At 63.7% G+C, this 19,109-nt stretch carries 15 protein-coding genes; 10 read left to right on the plus strand and 5 right to left on the minus strand.

Going from position 1 to position 19,109, the window contains the following annotated elements; genetic code table 11:
* Positions 1 to 160 precede the first annotated feature (160 nt).
* The 5 genes from GA615_RS01905 (at position 161) to GA615_RS01925 (ending at position 7,217) form a co-directional block, all read left to right on the plus strand.
* On the plus strand, positions 161 to 1,960 hold the full coding sequence (locus GA615_RS01905) for an ArnT family glycosyltransferase (protein ID WP_152049553.1): 1,800 nt from the start codon (positions 161 to 163) through the stop codon (positions 1,958 to 1,960).
* Positions 1,957 to 4,293 (plus strand): glycosyltransferase family 39 protein, encoded by a 2,337-nt coding sequence (locus GA615_RS01910; RefSeq protein WP_152049554.1) that lies wholly within the window; start codon positions 1,957 to 1,959, stop codon positions 4,291 to 4,293. Before GA615_RS01905 ends, GA615_RS01910 begins: the two co-directional genes overlap by 4 nt.
* A 142-nt stretch (positions 4,294 to 4,435) precedes the next feature.
* Positions 4,436 to 4,858 (plus strand): DUF2780 domain-containing protein, encoded by a 423-nt coding sequence (locus GA615_RS01915; RefSeq protein ID WP_152049555.1) that lies wholly within the window; start codon positions 4,436 to 4,438, stop codon positions 4,856 to 4,858.
* A gap of 245 nt (positions 4,859 to 5,103) precedes the next feature.
* Positions 5,104 to 6,204, plus strand: a complete 1,101-nt coding sequence (gene lpxD, locus GA615_RS01920; protein WP_152049556.1) for a UDP-3-O-(3-hydroxymyristoyl)glucosamine N-acyltransferase — start codon at positions 5,104 to 5,106, stop codon at positions 6,202 to 6,204.
* Positions 6,205 to 6,299: 95 nt separating this feature from the next.
* On the plus strand, positions 6,300 to 7,217 hold the full coding sequence (locus GA615_RS01925; protein WP_235904991.1) for an LpxI family protein: 918 nt from the start codon (positions 6,300 to 6,302) through the stop codon (positions 7,215 to 7,217).
* Between the two features lie 39 nt (positions 7,218 to 7,256).
* On the opposite strand, the gene GA615_RS01930 is transcribed toward GA615_RS01925, so the two are convergent.
* Positions 7,257 to 7,964: a cytidylate kinase-like family protein gene (locus GA615_RS01930; RefSeq protein WP_235904994.1), complete on the minus strand. Its 708-nt coding sequence runs from the start codon at positions 7,962 to 7,964 to the stop codon at positions 7,257 to 7,259.
* Positions 7,965 to 8,352: 388 nt separating this feature from the next.
* Between GA615_RS01930 and GA615_RS01935 the strand changes: the two genes are divergently transcribed.
* The 5 genes from GA615_RS01935 to GA615_RS27980 all read left to right on the plus strand — a co-directional run bounded on the left by GA615_RS01935 (position 8,353) and on the right by GA615_RS27980 (position 14,159).
* Complete coding sequence (locus tag GA615_RS01935) at positions 8,353 to 8,568, plus strand: hypothetical protein (protein ID WP_152049558.1); 216 nt, start codon at positions 8,353 to 8,355, stop codon at positions 8,566 to 8,568.
* A gap of 153 nt (positions 8,569 to 8,721) precedes the next feature.
* Positions 8,722 to 10,200 (plus strand): sulfatase-like hydrolase/transferase, encoded by a 1,479-nt coding sequence (locus GA615_RS01940; protein WP_161602111.1) that lies wholly within the window; start codon positions 8,722 to 8,724, stop codon positions 10,198 to 10,200.
* A 315-nt stretch (positions 10,201 to 10,515) separates the two neighbouring features.
* Positions 10,516 to 11,583, plus strand: a complete 1,068-nt coding sequence (locus GA615_RS01945; protein WP_152049560.1) for a DUF1559 domain-containing protein — start codon at positions 10,516 to 10,518, stop codon at positions 11,581 to 11,583.
* 153 nt (positions 11,584 to 11,736) lie between these two features.
* A complete protein-coding gene (locus GA615_RS01950) occupies positions 11,737 to 11,919 on the plus strand; it encodes a hypothetical protein (protein WP_152049561.1) in 183 nt (60 codons plus the stop codon).
* A gap of 566 nt (positions 11,920 to 12,485) precedes the next feature.
* Positions 12,486 to 14,159 (plus strand): MFS transporter, encoded by a 1,674-nt coding sequence (locus GA615_RS27980; RefSeq protein WP_449343054.1) that lies wholly within the window; start codon positions 12,486 to 12,488, stop codon positions 14,157 to 14,159.
* A gap of 91 nt (positions 14,160 to 14,250) precedes the next feature.
* On the opposite strand, the gene GA615_RS01965 is transcribed toward GA615_RS27980, so the two are convergent.
* The 4 genes from GA615_RS01965 to GA615_RS01980 all read right to left on the minus strand — a co-directional run bounded on the left by GA615_RS01965 (position 14,251) and on the right by GA615_RS01980 (position 19,026).
* Positions 14,251 to 15,648, minus strand: coding sequence for a DUF418 domain-containing protein (locus tag GA615_RS01965; RefSeq protein WP_152049562.1), 1,398 nt, complete (start codon positions 15,646 to 15,648; stop codon positions 14,251 to 14,253).
* 176 nt (positions 15,649 to 15,824) lie between these two features.
* On the minus strand, positions 15,825 to 16,622 hold the full coding sequence (locus tag GA615_RS01970; protein WP_152049563.1) for a 6-phosphogluconolactonase: 798 nt from the start codon (positions 16,620 to 16,622) through the stop codon (positions 15,825 to 15,827).
* 171 nt (positions 16,623 to 16,793) lie between these two features.
* Positions 16,794 to 17,519, minus strand: coding sequence for a PepSY-associated TM helix domain-containing protein (locus tag GA615_RS01975; RefSeq protein WP_152049564.1), 726 nt, complete (start codon positions 17,517 to 17,519; stop codon positions 16,794 to 16,796).
* Positions 17,467 to 19,026: a DUF2271 domain-containing protein gene (locus GA615_RS01980; protein ID WP_152049565.1), complete on the minus strand. Its 1,560-nt coding sequence runs from the start codon at positions 19,024 to 19,026 to the stop codon at positions 17,467 to 17,469. The genes GA615_RS01975 and GA615_RS01980 overlap by 53 nt, the downstream gene beginning before the upstream one ends.
* Positions 19,027 to 19,109 lie beyond the last annotated feature (83 nt).

Consider the following 19,109-nt stretch of genomic DNA (forward strand, 5'->3'; position numbering starts at 1 on the left):
TGTCTCGGATCGGCCCTGGTGGTTCGAGGCAAGCTTGCTTCACGCGACTGGAGTGAGAGTCGAGTTGGGGCGGGGGAGCGCTCGGCCTGGATTGAGGTCTGAGGGGACCCTCGCCTCTCATTGTTGACGCCGCTCCGAAGTCGTGATCGAGCCCAACCCTATGCCGCGCACCGAAGCGACAACGCCTTCGAAGAACGCTCAGACCGATTCCCCTCCTGCGAGGGAGTTTCCCACGTCGGAACGTCGCCATTCGCTCCGATGGGGACTCGTCGCCGGAGCACTGGCGTTGCTCCTGCTGGTGCTGACCGAGCCGATGCTGGCGATTGCCTGGGACGAAGGATACACCCTTGGCCGTGAGCGGCGCATTCGGTCCTGGCTGACGGCGCTGGTCGATCCCGAGGGATTCGCCGAAACCTGGTCGCCGCCGACACTCGAACTGGTGCAGCCCGACGGACCCCCGCCGCCGGGTCGATTGCCGGTCGTCCCCCCGACACCCGAGCAGCTCGACACCCGGGCCAAGCTGTTCGACCCCGAGGTCATCGCCTACTTCTGGCCGTTTGCGCGCGAGGAGCCTCACGGACACCCGCCGTTTTACGCGATCCTGGGCCTCATCGGTGATGTAGTCACACCCTGGCGAGGAGACCTGGCCCGCGCCCGCCTGGGGCCGATGCTGCTGATCAGTCTGGCGGTGGGAGCGCTATTCACGTTCCTCGATCGTCGATGGGGCCGATGGGCGGCGGTGGTGGGGGCCTCGGCCCTGGTCCTGCAACCTCGGCTCTTTGGCCATGCCCATTATGCGGCATATGACGCTCCGCTGACGGCCCTCTGGGTGCTGGCGGTTCTTGCCTTTTTTCGAGCGGCCGAGGACCGATCACGACGGAACCCGAGCTGGCGATGGGCGGTTGTTCTGGGAATGGTCATCGGCGCCGCGTCGGCCACGAAGCTGACCGGATGGTTCATTCCGTTGCCGCTGCTGGCGTGGACGCTGGTCTTCCGCGATCGTCGGGGGTTGCTGGCCTTGCTGGCGGCGGGGCCGGTCGCGCTGATGACGATTTATGCGTTCCTTCCTCCCTGGTGGCACGATCCGATCGACGGCTTCACCCGGTTCCTGGCCTCGAACACCGGCCGGGGGCAGACGATCCCCATCCGGGTGATGTACCTCGGCAAAATCTACCGGACACCGACCGAATCGCTGCCGATTGACAACACGATCGTCTGGACGGCGATGGTTACGCCGATCGGGTTCCTGTTGCTTGCCCTGACGGGGGCGGTTCGTTCGATGGTGGCGCACGCGACCGAGCGATTCGGGGTCCTCGTCACGCTCAACTGGCTGTTCTTGCTCGCCCTGCGAGCGATGCCGCATGTGCCGGGGCACGATGGGGTCCGCCTGTTCTTGCCGGCGTTTGGGATGCTGGCCATTGCCGCAGGCATCGGCGCGGCCCTGGTGGTCAGGAGGCTCGGACGCTGGGGCAAAGGGCTTGCCGTGGTGGCGGTCGTCGAAGGGGTGGTCAGTGTCGCGGTGATGATGCCGGTCCCGCTCTCCTATTACAGCCCGACCGTGGGAGGATTGCCCGGCGCGGTTCGCCTGGGAATGGAGCCGACCTATTACTGGGACGCGATGACCGACGACGTCCTCGAATGGATTGATGCCAAGACCCCTCCGGATCGTCGCGTTGCCACGGCGACCTTCCCCACCTCCTTTTTTGAGCTGAACGACTCGGGCCGGTTGCGTACGCCCATCTCGCCCCGGGCTCCCGAACCTCCAGCCTGGTACGTCGTCCAGAACCGTCCGGGGACGCTCGGCGTGCTGGAGCAGCGTCTCTTGCGCGATCATGAACCGGTTTATGTGTTCGAGAAGTTCGGGGTTCCCTTGATCTGGATCTTTCGATACGACGACGTGGAAGCGATCCGGGAGGAGTGGGCCTCGCAACCGATGATGCGGAGTGCGATCGTGCCATGAGCGAGCCCGGAACCGAGACCCGCCGACGAACCTGGATCGGGACACTTCTGGTGGCGCTGGTCGCCCTGGCGGCGACCGTTCCCACGACCGGAAACTTCGGCCTGACCTGGGACGAACCGGCTTACCGCTACAGCCAGCTGGTTTCGGCTCAGTGGTGGAAGCAAGTGGGTGAGGTTCAATCGATCGAGGAACTGGAACCACTGCTTGATCCCGACACACTGCTCTATTACTGGCCTTACGGTCGGCACGGAATCAACTTTCATCCTCCCCTGTCGGGACAGCTCAACCTGTTGACTTATGCGATTTTCGGGAACTGGGTCAAAGATGTTCCTGCGCGTCGGCTCGCGTCGGTGTTTGAATATGTCCTGACCATTACGGTTCTGTATCATTTCCTGACACGGCGCTATGGGATCTGGGTGGGCCTGACCGCCGCGGGGTCGCTTCTGACCCTGCCCCGCGTGTACGGAGACGCCCACATCTTCGGGACCGACGTGCCAGGCATGATGATCTGGCTGCTGACGGCGATCGCGACCTGGAAGGGCCTGACCGAACCGAACGCTCGACGATTTCGGGTCCTGGTGGGGGTTCTGCTGGGCCTTGCCTTCCTGGTGAAGATGGCGGCCGTGATGGTCTTGCTGCCGATCGTCGCCTGGGCGTTGGTGGCCCACGTGCCGAGGGAACTCCGCCAGGGAGGGCGAGCGGCCTGGATTGACGCCATTGTGACGACCGCCGCGTTGCTTGCCCCGCTGCTCCTCGCGTTCCTGGAGATCCGGCGTCTGGCGTCGCTCTTGCCTCCGCCGAACATGACGGATCTGTTTATGGCGAGGCCAGAGAGTCGATGGCCTGGAACGATCCTGCTGGTTCCGGCCCTGATCTGGTGCGTTCGACGGTTGGTCGCGTGGGTCGCGCGTGGGTCTCGGGTCTGGGGAGTCGAGCGGCCGGCGATGGAAGTCGGTTGGGCGATTCTTGCCTTCGCTCCGGTCGTCGGCTGGCTCGGCAATCCGGCCTGGTGGCGGGAGACGTTGCCGAGGCTGGCCCACTACTACCTTTTGAGCGTCGATCGTCAGGGAGCCTTGCCCGATATTCGCATCTATTATCTAGGTGAGACGTACTTGTTCAGCCTGCCCTGGCACAACGGGTGGGTCTTGATCGCCGCGACGGTCCCGGCGTCGATTCTCTTCGCGAGTGTGCTGGGTTTGGGCTATGCGCTTCGGGTGGTCAAACGTGATCGGTTGCCGCTCTATTTTCTCGTGCATTTCCTCACGTTACCCGTCCTCCGGATGCTTCCGACCCCGGCGCACGACGGCGTCCGCCTGATGCTGCCCTGCTTCCCGTTTCTGGCGGCGTTCGCGGGCTGGGGAGCGGTCTGGCTTGCCGACGGAATCGCTCGACTGGTCCGCAGGGGAGATCGACCGACGCCGTTCCGGGTGGTTCTGGCCACCGCCGTGCTGGGCTGGTCGGCGGTCCAATTGGTGCTGATCCACCCCTTCGAACTGTCGTACTACAATCGGCTGGTCGGTGGGCCGTCAGGTGCCTGGAGGCGAGGCTTCGAACTGTCGTACTGGTACGATGCCTTCAATCCCGTCACGCTCCGAGAGCTCAACGCGAGCTTGCCGCCCGGCGCGGCAATCGCACCCACCAACGAATTCTCGCAAGTGCCGACATTCATGGAATTGCAAACGTTCGGCGGGTTGCGGTCGGACCTGCGCCTCGAACCACCCGCCGACGCCTTTCCGTTCGTCTGGCTCCTGACGCACGATTCGAAGGCCAATGCCTACTCGCGCTTGCTCTTTGCCATGAAGCCGTTTTACGAGCGTCGGCCGGAGCAACTGGGAGGGCTTCGGGTGGCGGCCGTTTCCGGCCCCGAGGACGCGGCGCGAGCCTGGGCCTTGCAACTGCTGGCGAGCGATGCCCGGCCTCCGCGCGATCCACAGGCCCCGCTTCCCGACTGGCTTCGCCAGACACTTCCCTGGCTGGCCCGATTCTGGGGAGAAGGGCTGACGCGACCTCCGTTGCCGGGAGTGCTGGAGGAGAGCTTCACCTGGGCCTCGTCCGATCCTGAGGGGCTCCGGGCCGCGGCGCAGGCCCTGGTTGAAGGACGATCGGCCGAGGTTCCCGGGGCTGCGAAGCTTCGCGCCATCCTGAATCGGTTTGGGGCCACCTTTGCCGATGACCTGCTGAAGCGCCGCCCCGAAGCGCTCTTCGAGGCTGTCGAAATCCTCATCTCCCGGCCCGACGACCTTCGTCAAGTGCTCACGACACCCGGCTACACGGATCCGGAACGGATCGGTGGTCCTTTGGTGCCTGAGTCGTCACAACGCGAGCCAGGTTGATGGAATCGAGGGTGAGGGCCTGAGGTCACCAGGCGGTCTTGCTTTATTGTCAATGTGGGACGGTTGGAAGATCGGTTGCGTTCGATTTGATTTGCGTTTTGAATGATTCGCATCACATGAGCACAATCTCACGGAGCGCACGATGTCCGACCTGTTCTCCGCCCTGCAATCGCGGACCGGTTTGGCCCCTGAAACGCTTGAATCGGGGGTTGGGGCGCTCCTGAACTTCATCAAGGAGCGTTTGCCGGCCGAACGTTTTGCGCAAATCGAGTCGGCCATTCCGCAAGCCGAGGCGGCGATCTCGGCGTTTCTCTCGAGCCAATCGTCGCCGGGAATGCTTGAAAAAGTGAGTGGGCTCGTGGGGAGCTTGCTGGGAGATAAGGCCGGCGACCTGCCCGAGCTCTTTGAGATGCTTTCACGATCCGGGCTGTCCATCGACCAGGCCAAGTCATTTCTTCCGGCGGCGATCGAGATGTTGAACGAACGGCTTCCCGCCGATCTGATCGATCAAATCTTGGCGCGCTTGCCAGGTCTGGGAGAGGCATTGAAACAGGCCGACGCATGAGTGGCCCTGGCCGGTAGGAGCCGGTCGAGGTTGGTTGACTCGCCTTGTCGGCTTGTGCGGGCTCGGGTACGATTCGGGTCAACGCCGCGGTTGAGGGATCATTCGCGGCCTTTCTGATGCCTGGTTCAGCGAGATCTTCCTCCTGGGTCCCTCAGGATGAATGCGATCGCGCGACCGGATGTCTCCGGGGTCGGAGCGATGCGAGGCTCCGATCCGTTTCAGGGAGGAAGAGGGGGCAGATCGCCGTGGCCGCCACGATTCAAGAGCTTGCGTCAATGGTTCGGGGTCGCGTCATCGGCGATCCCGAGGCAACAATCAACGCCGCAAAACCGGTGACCGAGGCCGGTCCCGGCGACCTGACCTTCCTGGCCGATGAACGTTATGCGAAGGCGCTGGTAATCTCTCCCGCCACGGCGGTGTTGATCGCCAAGACGTTCACCATTCCCGAACCGGCCGATCGATCGCCTTCCCTGACGTTTATCGTCGTGGATGACCCTCGAGCGGCGTTCATGGTCCTTCATGCGCATCTCCGAGGCGCCCAGGCCGAACGTTGGGTGGGGATCGACCCGCGAGCGGTCGTTTCCCCCTCGGCGAAGATCGGCCAACAGGTCGCCATCTATCCCTATGCCGTGATCGGCGACGACGCCGAGATCGGCGATGGCTGCACGATCGGCCCCGGGAGTGTCATCGGGTCCAGGTCCCGATTGGGCCAAAATGTGACGCTGCATGCCAACGTGGTCATCTACGAAGATGTGGTCATCGGCGATCGTGGGATTCTTCATGCCGGAGTGGTCATCGGAGCCGACGGCTTCGGTTATCAGTTCGTTGACGGCCGGCACGCCAAGGTGCCGCAAAGTGGCGGCGTGGTGATCGAGGAAGACGTGGAGATCGGGGCGAATTCCTGCGTGGACCGAGGAACCTTCGGCCCGACCCGCATCGGCCCTGGCACGAAGATCGACAACCTCGCGCAGATTGGCCACAACGTCAAGCTCGGGAAGCACACGATCGTGTGCGCCCAGGTTGGCATCGCCGGCAGTGTTGTGTCGGGTGATTACGTCGTGATGGGTGGGCAGGTTGGCATCGCCGACCACCGGACCATCGGCGACGGGGCCCAGCTCTGTGCCCAGGCGGGGGTGAATCGAGACGTGGCACCGAAGGTCACCGTCTTCGGCACTCCGGCCGTGCCGCTCCGCCAGCTGATGCAAATGCATTCGCTCAGCATGAAACTGCCGGATATGAAACGGCAATTGAAGCAGCTTGCGGCCGAGGTTCAGCGCCTCTCCAGCGCGATTGACGACGCTGAGGCCACCGACTCGCCGGCGAATCCCAACTCCTCCGCGGCCTGACCAACCCATCGAACGGCGGGTCCGCTGCTCGAACGTGGCGGACCTGCCCACGACCGAGGCTCGACTCTGCTCGGAGCACAGGAGGCACCCGCGCCGTGTCCGCAACACTCAATGCCCGATCGCATCCCACCGCCGTCTCGATGGAACCCTCCGGCTCCCGAGTGGTTGGGTTGCTGGCCGGAAGCGGCCGCTTCCCGATCCTCTTTGCCGAAGCGGCCAGGCGGCAGGGGCTGTCGGTCGCCTGTGTCGGCATCAAGGGAGAGGCTCCCGAGGTGCTGGCCGAGCTTTGCGATTCGTTCGACGTGGTCCCCGTGACCACGCCGACCCGGATCATCGGCGCGTTCAAGCGTCGAGGGGCCCGAGAGCTGGTCATGGCCGGCAAGGTCCACAAGACGGCCATGTACACGCCGTTCTTGTTCTGGCACGCGATCAGTGATCCCCGAGCCGTCCGCATCTGGTTCTACGGCGCCTTGCGCAGGAACAAGAAGGACGACACGATTCTGTTGACCGTCATCGATGAGTTTGCCAAGGACGGCCTGAGCTTTCGCTCGGCCCTGGACTTCTGCCCGGAGCTTCTCGTGAATCACGGCGTTCTGTCCCGCCGCCGACCGTCAAGGTCGGAGCTTGACGACATCCGCTTCGGCTGGGAACTGGCCAAGGAAATGGGCCGGCTCGACGTGGGCCAGTCGGTCGCCGTCAAGGATTGTGCCGCCATTGCCGTCGAGGCGATCGAGGGAACCGACCGCTGCATCGAGCGTGCTGGTCAGCTTTGTCGATCGGGCGGTTGGAGCCTGGTGAAGGTTGCCAAACCCCAGCAAGATATGCGGTTCGATGTGCCGACCATCGGCATCAGCACGATTGAGAATCTGCACAAGGCCGGAGCCCGAGTCCTGGCGATCGAGGCGGGCAAGACCATCGTCATCGACCAGCCCGAGGTGATTGCCCTGGCCGATCGGCTCGGGATCGCCCTCGTCGCGCTCGATGGTGCCGAGGTGGAAGCCCCGGCGGCCTGATCGAGACCTTCGGAGCAGTCCTCCGACCGTGAACGACCGTCAGGCGGGGCGGTCGTCCTCGGGGCCAGGGAGCGAGAGGGCAGGGGAGGCCGGCGGCTGGCCTGCCTCGATGGCCCGAGCGATCAACTCGCAGGCGATGGGAAGGCCGACGCTCTCGGTGTCGATCACCAGATCGTACGAGTGGGGGTCGGTGTCGTCGACCCGAAACATCGTCCGAGCGAATTTCCGACGGCGGCGGTCGAGGTCGAGCGCCAGCCGTCGGGCGGTTCGAGGGGTGACGCCGAGCCGTTCCGAAAGGCGGCGGGCTCGTGCCTTGATCGGCGCGACGAGGCGAACCGAGAGAACCTCGTGCCTTGGGATCATGAACCCGGCCCCCCGGCCGACGATCACCGCGTCTCCGGCGTGGCCGATCGAGAGAACCAGCTTGGCCAAGTGATCGAGGTAGGCTTCCAGCGGTGCCCAGTGTTCCTCGCGGAGGGGCAAGAGCCAGTCTTGCACGACACTGGGAGAGAGTTCGTCGAGCGCCTCGACTTCCTCGATCGGCCGCTCCATCCGATCGGCGATCGTTTCGACAATCCGGGCGTCGTAGACGGTCCAGCCGAGGCGTTCGGCGACCATCCGGCCCAGCGCCGAGCCGCCGGCCCCGGCCTCTCGTGAGAGGCAGACGACCCGGAATCGCGGGCGTGGTTCGCCGTTTGGCTCGGTGATGAGGTCGGGCGACGGCTGGCCCGAGAACCATCGAGCCATGACGGCGCGTAGGCCCCGGGGTGAGCGGTTTGTGCCGGGTCGCGATGCGTCGCCAATCATCCCCATGCCGTCGCCCCGTCCAGCCGACTCAACCAGTGAGAGGTGCCCGAGAGCCTTTGCAACCAGGGACCACTTCCCAATCGTTGCCGATCCCGGTGTGAGGGTCGAATCTATTGTAACCGTTACATGACGGGTCGCTCTCGCCCTGGTCTCGAAAAATCGGGTGATTTTTCCTCAAGTCTTTGCGCCGTTTTGCCTGACGAGATTTTCCGCCACGGTGATCCACCCCAATGGTACGGACTTTGCCCTAAGTCCAGACCGACGCCACGAGGGATCGCTCGCGTCCCTCCTCCCGATCGACATGGACCGTTCACGGGGCACCTTTCGTATGAGCGACCGAACCAACACGCTGCTCTGGATGAAGGATTTGATTGAGCACATGCGACACTGCCAGGAGCAGCTTCAGTGGGCCTCCGATGGCCCGAGCGAGTCGTTCTTGACCGAAGCCATGCTGGTCGATCTGTCCGAGTGCCGCACGCTCTGCGAGCGCCTTCGATCGAACCAGACCCCGCACGGGGCCCGACTGCACGCAACCTCGGCCTGACGAATCGCCTCGAACCGCCCCTGTCCGCCGGTTCGACAGCCCCTGGACAGTCGCCCCCAAGCATGTGAACCTCGAGACGCGATGATCGACGATCCGCCCGAGGGACGATCGATCCAATCGACCTCCAGGAGGTTCGGCAACGGGGAGGCGACGATGGGGCGAGCGCTCGGAATCCTTACGGCCCTGGTGATCGGCTTCGGAGCTTCGGTTTCGACGGCCGACGACGAGTCGAGACCGAACATCCTGCTGATCCTGGTCGATGACCTCGGCAAGGAGTGGATCGGCTGCTACGGCGCCGAGGGAATTGAAACCCCTCACATCGACGCCCTGGCCGCGGGTGGCATGCGGTTCGAACATGCATACTCCATGCCTCAGTGTACACCGAGCCGACTGACCCTCCTGACCGGCCAGTACCCCTTTCGCCACGGCTGGGTCAACCACTGGGATGTCCCTCGGTTCGGCTGCGGAGCGCATTTCGATCCTGAGCAAAACGCCTCGATCGCCCGGCTGCTGCGCGATGCCGGATACGCGACCGCCGTGGCCGGGAAGTGGCAGATTGACGACTTCCGCGTCGAGCCGATGGCGATGTTCGAGGCCGGGTTCGACTCCTGGTGCATGTGGACCGGTGGCGAAGGCGGGAACCCTGGGAGCGACGAACGCTACTGGAATCCTTACATCGCTGCCGGAGATGCTTCTGGGGCTGCCCCTTCCACAACCTATCGCGGCGCGTTCGGGCCGGAGGTGTTCGCCAGCTCGTTGATCGACTTCATGCGATCGCACCGCAAGCGGCCGATGTTCCTCTATTTCCCAATGGCCCTCGTCCATTCGCCCCAGGTGCCGACCCCCAGTGAACCAGGAGCCGAATCGGCCCAGGAACGCCACGCGGCGATGGTGCGGGCCACCGACGCCATCGTCGGTCGGTTGGTCCAGGCGGTTGATGACCTCGGGCTCCGCGAACGGACGATCATCATCTTGACGACGGACAACGGTACGGCCAGGAACATCTCGGGCCGCCGACTCGGCCGCGAGGTCCGCGGCGCGAAGGCCGAACTGTCTGAGGCCGGCACGGCCATGCCCTTCATCGTCAACGGGCCGGGTCTCGTGCCCGAAGGGGTCGTGACCGAGGCATTGACCGATTTCACCGACCTCTTTCCCACCCTCGCCGAGTTTGCCGGGGCCGAGGTGCCTGGGGATCAGGTGGTCGATGGCCGATCGATCGCCCCGCTGATTCGAGGCGAGGCCGACGACTCTCCCCGAAACTGGATTCTGTCCCTCGGCCGCGGTCCCGCCGTCTACCGAGATGGTCGGGTTGTCCCCGCGCAACCGTACATCGATCGGGTGATCCGCGATCAGCGGTTCAAGCTCTGGATCGGCCGCAACCGCGAGCCGACGGCCCTCTACGACTTGCAGGCCGACCCCGGGGAGGAACGCAACCTGCTCAATGCGAACGACGATCCCGAGGCCCTCGCCGCCCGAGATCGGCTCCTCGCCATCGCGGCCACCTTCCCGGAACACGACGCCGCTCCTCGCTACCGCCCCAATCCCCCTCAGCCCTGGGACCGCCCCCCTTCCCATCGACGCCCGCCAGGGAACGACCCCATCGTGATCCCCCCTCGTTCTGGAGAGCCCTGACGTTGTGGTCTATTTGCAACGGGCGATCTGCATCGGGGCGACGTCAGCCCATGGTTCACGAGTGGATTCCTGGTTGTGTGTGTTGAAAACGCTTGCTCTCTCAAAGGTTATGTCAATGCGTTGTGCGCCGATGGATTCTCCCATCGAGTTGCCCCTTCGCATCTCGCGAGAATGCAACACACGAAGATGCTGGATTTTTTTCTGGCCATTACCCCCCGAACTTTCGTACCATCAGGAAGCCTTGACCTATCGTTCCGGTTGTTTCTCTCGTACCGGATCTCGTTCGCGGAATTTTATTGAACAAAGGATGGATTGATGCGGAGAAGCCAGCGCGGTTTCACTCTGATTGAGTTGTTGGTGGTCATCGCGATCATCGGCGTTCTCATCGCCCTCTTACTTCCGGCGGTTCAGGCAGCTCGCGAAGCAGCTCGGCGATCTCAGTGCACCAACAACCTGAAGCAGCTTGGCCTGGCGGCCCACAACTACCTGGATCAGAACCAGGTCTTCCCGCTCATGACCAACTTTCCTGCGGGGCAGGATCATAGCTGGGGCTGGGCCTATTCGTGGACCCTGGGTCTGCTGCCGCACATGGAACAGCAGCCGCTGTTCAATGCCTTCAACTATTCGATTGGCATGTTCGGCAATGCCAGCGGCAACACCTACCAGCAGGGCAACACCACGGTCGGCTACACCCAGGTCGCCACGTTCCTTTGCCCGTCGGACATGACCAAGGCTCGTCCGGCCGCACCGTACGGAACCCAGAACTACTTCGGCAACTACGGCGGTCCCGGCTCGATGTTGCAGTTCACCGGCACCATCACGATCGGCGTCGGTAGCTCGACTCACCGCAACGCCGGCCCCTTCGGCACCGAAGGCATTCGTGACGGCACCTCGAACACCGCCATGTTCAGCGAGCGGCTGGTTGGCATCCGGGGCGGCCCGCAGATCCGCCGCAGCGATCCGGATTGGAAGCGCGCTGTCTTCACCGGCACGGTCGGCGCAGCGGCCGATTCCGGCGATGCCGCGGCGACGATGGCCTTCATCAACTCCTGCCGCAACATTCCGCCCACGGAGACCTCGCGGCGGTCCAATGCCAGCGGGTATGTCTGGATCGCTTCGTATCCCTGGCACCTGTCCGTCAACTCCTACAACCACGTGGGTGGGCCGAACAGCGTTTCCTGCCACAACCCCTCGGACGCTTCCTGGCTGACCTTCGTCGGGCCGCTCGGTTCGGCCCCGCCGAACAGCAATCACCCGGGCGGTGTCAACGTCGCCATGGCTGACGGCTCGGTTCGTTTCGTCAAGGATACGGTGAACCTGGAGACCTGGTGGGCTCTGGGAACCCGCAATGGTGGCGAAATCGTCTCGGCTGACCAGTTCTGATCGCGAGCTGTTTGCGAGACATCCTGGCTCGTCGTACCATGCCGGATCGAGTGGCCCTCAGGGTGGCTCGATCCGGTGTTCGAATGAGGCTCAAGGATGGCCGGAGACACTCATCCCCCCTTTTTTTTTCTTCTCGACGGAGTTTTCTCGCCAATGCTCTGGCGTTTTTCTCGATGGTTTGCGGCTCCCCTGCTGGCGATCGGCCTGGTTGGTTGCGGTGGTGGCGGTGGGATTGATGAAGGCATGCCCGAAGACCTCGAGCAGGCTGAAGCGGAATTTGAAGCTCAGTTCCGTGGCATGCAGGGTGAGCAGGGCGACGAGATGAAGACGCCCTGAGTCTCGCCTCTCGGTTCCGCTCCCCTCTTTTTGAAACAGTCTGGCCGTCGGCAGACGACACGATGGTTGGTCGAGCCAATGCGGGCTCGCCTCCTGAGACACTCCCCGCAAGGCAGCACGCGCGTTGCCTTGCGGGGAGTGTTGTTTTTTATACCCGTTTCGCGGACGCGGTCGCCCAAGATTCTGCTCGGAGGCGATCGGGAGCATCCGCTTGCGCCGGGGGCGTTGGCACGAGCCGAACGGCCTCGTGTGATTCGTGGAGATTCCGGTTGGAACGAGGAGACTGTGCTCGATTTTGGGAGCGAGCGGTTGCGGTGACGGGTTGAAGATGGTGGGATCGTGCGTCTCGATGATCACCGATGCGCCAATGACGGCACCATGCGTTCCCCCCTCACGAACGCTGCTGGCCGAAGGCCTGACCATCGCTCACCTCGGAGCGTGGTGCTGGCTTCGACGCTTCGGGCCGCTCTGCGATGGGCGGAACGAAGGGGACTCAACCGGTCCTTTGTCTCGGGTCATCGGTATCCAACGTTTCGTTTCGACTCGATCGCTCGGAGGAAGTCATGATGCATGCCGAACCGCCCTCCGGGGCAGGCGACGCCCCCATCGATTACAGTAAAGGCCCGTGGTATCGCGGTCTGACCAGCTATCATTGGTTCGTGCTTGCCGTCGCCGCGCTGGGATGGCTGTTCGACACGATGGATCAGCAGCTCTTCAACCTTGCCCGCAAGCCGGCAATGGAGGAACTGCTGGATACCACCGATCCAGCCCGCGTCAATTTCTTCGGCACGCTCGCCACGTCGATCTTCATCGTCGGCTGGGCGCTCGGCGGCCTCTTCTTCGGCATCCTGGGCGACAAGATCGGCCGAGCCAAGACGATGCTGCTGACGATCTTGATGTACTCGATCTTCACGGGCCTGAGCGCCTTCTCGTTCAACGTCTGGGACTTCGCCTTCTACCGCTTCCTGACCGGTCTGGGGGTCGGCGGCGAGTTCGCCGTCGGCGTGGCCCTCGTGGCCGAGGTGATGCCCGACCACGCGAGGGCCCGGGCCCTCGGGTGGCTCCAGGCCCTCTCGGCCGTGGGGAACATGACGGCGGCCCTGATCGTCATCAGCCTCGGCCTGATCGAGGATACCGGCATCAGCCGATGGCGGATCATGTTCCTGGTCGGCACCGCTCCGGCCTTGCTGGCAATCGTCATTCGCATGAAGCTTCGCGAACCCGAGCGCTGGCAACAGACTGCCGGGGTCGCACCGAAGGGCAAGGCAACTCCACCTCCCTCGGAGCATGAGCACACGCCGACACCTTCGGAAGACATCCCGGCCGACGGCTCCCCCGGCATGTATGAACCAGAGACTGACGGCGGTCAGAAGCTCGGTTCGCTCTCTGAGCTGTTCGGCGACCGTCGATGGCGGAAGAACACGATTGTCGGCATGCTGCTGGCCTTCTCCGGCGTGGTCGGCCTCTGGGGCATCGGCTTCTTCAGCTTCGACCTGATCCGCGACATCTTCAGCGATGCGGCCCTGCAGATGGCCAACGAGGCCGGCCTGGTCGCCGGTCCCGAGGCCGATTACGAGGAGCGCCTCGAAGCCGGCACGATTCGGGTCGTGCAGAATCCCTCCGACGTCCCCGAGACACCGGAGGAGGGAATCACCTATCTCGTCTCACCGACCGAGGAGCGTGCCCGCAGCAGCTACCTCCGGAACCATGAGGAAATTCGGCCCTTCGTCGAGGCGAGGCTCGCCCGATGGACCGGTTATACCTCGCTCGTCCAGAACGCCGGGGCCTTCTTCGGCATTTATGCCTTCGCCTTGGTCACGGTGCAGATCGGCCGCAAGCCGGCCTTTGCCATCTCGTTCCTACTGGCGATGGGGGCGACGATCTTCACCTTCCTCTTTCTGGGCAAGATCGCCGGATTCTGGGATGTGTACTGGATGATCCCAGTCATGGGCTTCTGCCAGCTCTCGCTGTTCGGCGGTTACGCGATTTACTTCCCCGAGCTGTTCCCGACACGACTTCGGAGCACCGGCACGTCGTTCTGCTATAACGTCGGACGACTGGTCGCCGCGACCGGGCCGCTCGGCCTCGGGGCCTTGAACCTGCTCTACGCCGATTATGCCGAGATCGACAGCTCGTTACCCATGCGGTACGCCGGTGTCACCATGTGCGTGGTCTTCCTGATCGGATTGATGGCGCTTCCATTCGCGCCGGAAACCAAGGATCAACCGCTGCCCGAGTGATCGTGATCCCTCACTCTGGTCGTTGACAACCCGTTCCGATCCCGTTCGGGGAGCCGGTCCTTTCTGACCGGCTCCCCGCGTTTGTTGAAGCTCACGTTTTTGCGGCCCGCATCGGCTGGAACTTCAGATACGTCAACGATCGCCAGATCCACTCCGCCGGGCCAAAGCGGAACCGAGCGAGCCAGATTGGGCTGTACCAGAGCTGCAACGCCCAGATGGCCAGCACGATGAGCCAGAGCTGCGGCCGATCCAGCTTGCCGTACAGGCCGAGTCCATAACCATAAAACAGCAAGGTGCCGACGATGCTCTGCGTCAGGTAGTTCGTCAGGGCCATCCGGCCCACTGCGGCCAGGCGAGCCGTCAATCGCGGCAGCGCCCCCGACTTGACCACCAGCATCACCACCGCCGCGTGCCCGAGCGCCACCGGCACCATGCCCAGCATCGCCAGGGCCGCCCCGAAGACCGTCCCCCGGACCACCTCGAAGTTGGTCGCCCAGAGGTCCAACCCCCCCACGATCGTCAGCGGTAGACCAATCCCGTAGGCGATCGACGCCATGACCAGATAGAAGCGGGTTGATCGTTCCGCCGCGAAGGCCCCCCACTTCATGAAGGCCATTCCCACCATCATCCGCCCGGCGATGCCCCAGATGAACAGGGGCAGGAAGAACGCCTGAAAGCCGATCGACTCTTGCGCTCGGTGTGGGAAGACCTCCCAGTAGCTGCCCCGATACGCGGCGAGTTGCTCGGCATATTGCTCCTCGGTGGGTTCGAAGAATGCCCCCATCTCCTGCCAGGCCTCGGCCATCGCGGCCCGGCCCGAATCAGAAGTGCTGATGCTCTCGGACGTGGTTTCGGCCATCGCTCGCACTGCGCCGAGACCCAGGCCCATGACCGGGAAGACAAGGCTTGAACCGACGATCAAGACCACCCCCAGCACGAACAATCGTCTCGGGCTCGTCGAGCGGAACACGAACAGCACCAGGCCGCACAGGGCGTAGGCCACCAGGATGTCGCCCGACCAGATGAAGTACGCGTGAATCAGGCCAATCACCAGAAGCCAGAGAATGCGTCGGTAATAGACCCAGGCAAAGGACACCCCGCGCCGATCGGCTCGATCGGCCATCAGGACCAGCCCAGCACCAAAGAGCATCGAGAACAGCGACATCATCTTGCCGGAAAACAGCAGATGATTCATCATCCAGGCCGATCGGTTGACCATCCCCGGCCCTCCGCTGAGATCCGGATTGTCATACCCTGAAAACGGCCAGGCGAAGCTGACGATGTTCATCGCCAGAATGCCGAGCAGGGCCACGCCTCTCAGCACATCCACGGCCGCCAGCCGCTCGGCCTTGCCCACCGGCTCGGCCCTCGACGGCGCAGGGGGTTCCGAAGGCGGGCTCTGGGCCACGGGCGCAAGCAGATCGGCCCCCGGCGGAGGATCGCCGGGAGCCTCGGACCGATCAGGATCGGTCGAATCGAGTGTTGTCATGGGGAATCATCTCGGTCGGGTTCGCACATGCTCCGCGGCCTCTCGACACCGAGGAGCCCTCCGGGGTTCAGAAGATTTTCACCCGGAAGTTCGACAATCCGACCGAAAGATTGACCGAGGTCGTCCTTCTTTTTGAGAGAACGAGGAGATCCCTCGACGACCTCGATCCCAAGGGATCAGAGCACCAGACGGGCCGATTCGCGATCAAGCAGCAGGGTCGCTCCCTCGTGCTGCCGCAGGGCCGAGGCCGGGCAGGCTTCCGAGATCGGCCCCTTCAGCGTGGCCAGCACCGCGTCGGCCTTGCGAGGACCCGGCACGACCACCGAAAGCACTGGCGCCGACAGCAACGCCGGAACCGTCAGGGTATAGGCATGCGTCGGCACGTCGTCCAGCTCGGCGAAGCAGCCGTCGTTGACCTGCTGCACGCGACAGGAGTGATCGAGCCGAACCACCTTGATCAGGACCGGGTCCAAAAAGTCGGCCACCGGCGGATCATTGAAGGCGAGGTGCCCGTTCTCTCCAATGCCCGCGCAAACAATATCGGGCGGTTCGGCCCGGAGCGCATCCTCGTACTCCAGGCAGGTCCGCAGCGGTCGATCGGTCTGCTCGCCGGGAATCAGGCGGAGGCGATCGGCCGGCAAGCCCGCCATCCGGAAAATATGCTCATGCAAATAACGGCGGAAGCTCGCTGGATGATCCGGATTCAATCCCAGATATTCATCCATGTGAAATCCGACGATTCGTGACCAGTCAATCGCGTCGATTCCCACCAGCGCTGTCAGGAATTCATCCTGGCTGGGGGCGGCTGCAAAGATAATGTTGGCTCGTTCGGCGACCTTATGGCGGGCGGCGATGGCCTCGGCCACTCCGGCCGCGGCGGCCCGGCCCAGGCGGGCTCGGTCTTCAAAGACCCGAACGCGGAGGCGGTCGACAGTCCATTCGGCGATCGGCGTCGGGGGGGCCGGCAGGGACATGGTGTCAGTCTCTCAAGTCTCAGGCGAGTTCCGATGGCATCGATCGAGGATACACCAGACGGGCCGGGCGAGCCATCGAACCCAACCCCCTGGCCCGAAGGATACCCCGATTTCCGAGCGATCTCAACACCACCGAGCTTCCTCCGTTCCTCGGATCGGTCGGCTCGATGCTCAAGGCACCCCGAGCAGCACCACCGCCACGATCACCCCACCGCCGATCACCGCCACCACCAGCCCTGGATTGCGCCTCAGCTTCAGATAAAATAACAAGATGAGCCCCGAGAGCGAGATCACCGTCAGCACCACCGCCGAAACGTCGATCGCCACCGACCAGGCCGGCCCTGTATCCCTCCCTTTGTGCAAATCGTTCAGCACGGCCACCAGGCCGAGCGTGCTTTCTGTTAAAAAGTATTGTCCTGTTTCTCGGTCAATCTGAGCATCGGCGGCATAACCCGGACCTTTAAACGTGACAAAACATTCGTAGTCGTCCACGAAGAACTCGGTGAGCGCTCCTCTGACGTCGTGTTCGAGCCTCAGGTACTCCACCACGCGGAGCTGATCGACCTGGTCGGCCGGATCGTCCGTCGATGCCGAGTCCGGATCGTCGATCCACGACCGATCCAGCGTCCCCTCGGCTTCGCTCACATGCTCAACATTCGCAAAGAACCAGTCGGGATGATTCAGCGTCAGGCCGGTCACGCTGAAGAACAGGACCGATGCCAGGCCAAACATCGACAGATAAATGTGAAGCCATCTCGTCACCGCGGCCACCCGGTTCCCGAGCGACCGCCGCGATCGTTTTCTCGATCCCCGCTCGGAACCGTTCTCAGGGGGGCGTTCCAGGTCACTCCGACCCGATTCGGCGGTACTCGACGGAGGCGGACTTGATCTCGACATTCCCTTCGTAATCCTCGGCAAACGGTTCGTCGGCAATCGAGACCGGCATGCGGATCACCTGGTGCGTTCCGTGTTCCCGCGCAGCCTCGACGAAAACGGTGTACGACCCTTCCGGTAACGGCTGGCCCATGTCGTCCTTGCCGTTCCAGGTGATGCGATACTCTCCCGGCGGACGCGTTGATCGGCCAATCGCGTAGGCTTTGTTCCGGCGCTCGATCCGGGTCCGGCCCGCGTCGCTCCGATACCAACGCAGCAGGTCGGGCAGCCACTGGTCCGGACCCGATCCGGACATGGAAACCCACATCAAGAGGTGACGAACTACGTGCCCCGTTTCGTCCTCGATATACACCACCACATACGGACGCCGATAACGCCGTTGCTCCACTTCGGGGCGGTTGATCTCGAACCGAACCACCAGTTCGAATGATTCTCCCCAGGCTTTTTGACGTTTGGCCTCCGGAGCCACTGCAATCGGCTCCTGCGCATTGGCCATCAGCGACGACGCGGGCTGCGATCGTTCCAGCTCGCCCCAGCCGTCACTCCGATGGATCGCGCCGTCGCTGGCGACGATCAGGCATTCGACCTCTGGCAACCCGTTGACCAGGCGAAGCCCGTCGGCAACCGGCAAGACGTTGAGGGCCGTGGCCAATGCGTCGGCATCGCTTCCTCTCGGAGCAACCACCGAGGCCGAGGCCACGGCCTCCACCGGTCGACCACTTCGAGGATCAATGATGTGAGAATGCCAGCGGTCGCCGATCATCCAGCCTCGATGGGCCGCGCCGCTTGTGGCGACGGAACGATCATGAACCTCCAGATAAGTGAACGGCTCGCTCGCCTCCGAATCTCCTATCGGAGGGGCCAGGCCGATCGTCCCGAACCCCTCGCCGACCACTCGCAAGTCGCCGCCGACATTCAGCAAGATCCCGCGCACTCCCCGGCTCGGATCGAGCGCCGCGGCACAGGCCCGCTCAATGATGAATCCCTTGGCGATGCCGTCCAGGCTGATCGGAGTTCGGCCGATCCGCTCGGCCGTCTTCGCGTCCAGATCGAGCCGCCAGGCGTCGGCCGAGGCCAGCACCTTCGCCTCGGTCAGTTCGGCGAGCGTGGGTGTTCGACCTCGCTCGGCGCAGGAGTTCCAGAGGGCTCCAAACACGGCGGCTCTCGGGTCGAACGCGCCTCCGGACGCTCGGGTCCAGGAATCGGCCGCTCGAAGCACCTCGAACAGTTCAGCGGGAGCGCTCGATGCCTCGCCCGGTTGGTTCATCCACCGACTCAGGTCGCTCGATGGATCGTAACCACTGAGGATGGCCGACAGGCGGTCGATCTCGCTTAGCACGCGTGCCTCGGCGTCACGGGCTGCGGGTTCATCGTCGGCCCGGACACGAAGCTCCAGCGCCGTGCCCATCACCTCTTCATGAAAAAAGGTGAAATCATCGCCGGAGGCGAGGGGCGCGAACAGACTTCCCATGAGCAACCACGCAGGAACAATCCAGAAATCAGAATGCATGCGGCCTCCTCGGCGATCCGAACCGCGAGTTCCGAGACGCTTCGATGGTAGTGGACGATCCCTCCCGAGGCAACCGCGCCGCT

Source organism: Tautonia marina (assembly GCF_009177065.1).
GTDB classification, from domain to species: Bacteria; Planctomycetota; Planctomycetia; order Isosphaerales; family Isosphaeraceae; genus Tautonia; species Tautonia marina.

Coding starts and splice junctions, on each gene's coding strand:
- GA615_RS01905 (WP_152049553.1), top strand. CDS start 161: ATGCCGCGCACCGAAGCGACAACGCCTTCGAAGAACGCTCAGACCGAT.
- GA615_RS01910 (WP_152049554.1), top strand. CDS start 1,957: ATGAGCGAGCCCGGAACCGAGACCCGCCGACGAACCTGGATCGGGACA.
- GA615_RS01915 (WP_152049555.1), top strand. CDS start 4,436: ATGTCCGACCTGTTCTCCGCCCTGCAATCGCGGACCGGTTTGGCCCCT.
- GA615_RS01930 (WP_235904994.1), bottom strand. CDS start 7,964: ATGGCTCGATGGTTCTCGGGCCAGCCGTCGCCCGACCTCATCACCGAG.
- GA615_RS01935 (WP_152049558.1), top strand. CDS start 8,353: ATGAGCGACCGAACCAACACGCTGCTCTGGATGAAGGATTTGATTGAG.
- GA615_RS01940 (WP_161602111.1), top strand. CDS start 8,722: ATGGGGCGAGCGCTCGGAATCCTTACGGCCCTGGTGATCGGCTTCGGA.
- GA615_RS01945 (WP_152049560.1), top strand. CDS start 10,516: ATGCGGAGAAGCCAGCGCGGTTTCACTCTGATTGAGTTGTTGGTGGTC.
- GA615_RS01950 (WP_152049561.1), top strand. CDS start 11,737: ATGCTCTGGCGTTTTTCTCGATGGTTTGCGGCTCCCCTGCTGGCGATC.
- GA615_RS27980 (WP_449343054.1), top strand. CDS start 12,486: ATGCATGCCGAACCGCCCTCCGGGGCAGGCGACGCCCCCATCGATTAC.
- GA615_RS01965 (WP_152049562.1), bottom strand. CDS start 15,648: ATGACAACACTCGATTCGACCGATCCTGATCGGTCCGAGGCTCCCGGC.
- GA615_RS01970 (WP_152049563.1), bottom strand. CDS start 16,622: ATGTCCCTGCCGGCCCCCCCGACGCCGATCGCCGAATGGACTGTCGAC.
- GA615_RS01975 (WP_152049564.1), bottom strand. CDS start 17,519: ATGTCGAGATCAAGTCCGCCTCCGTCGAGTACCGCCGAATCGGGTCGG.
- GA615_RS01980 (WP_152049565.1), bottom strand. CDS start 19,026: ATGCATTCTGATTTCTGGATTGTTCCTGCGTGGTTGCTCATGGGAAGT.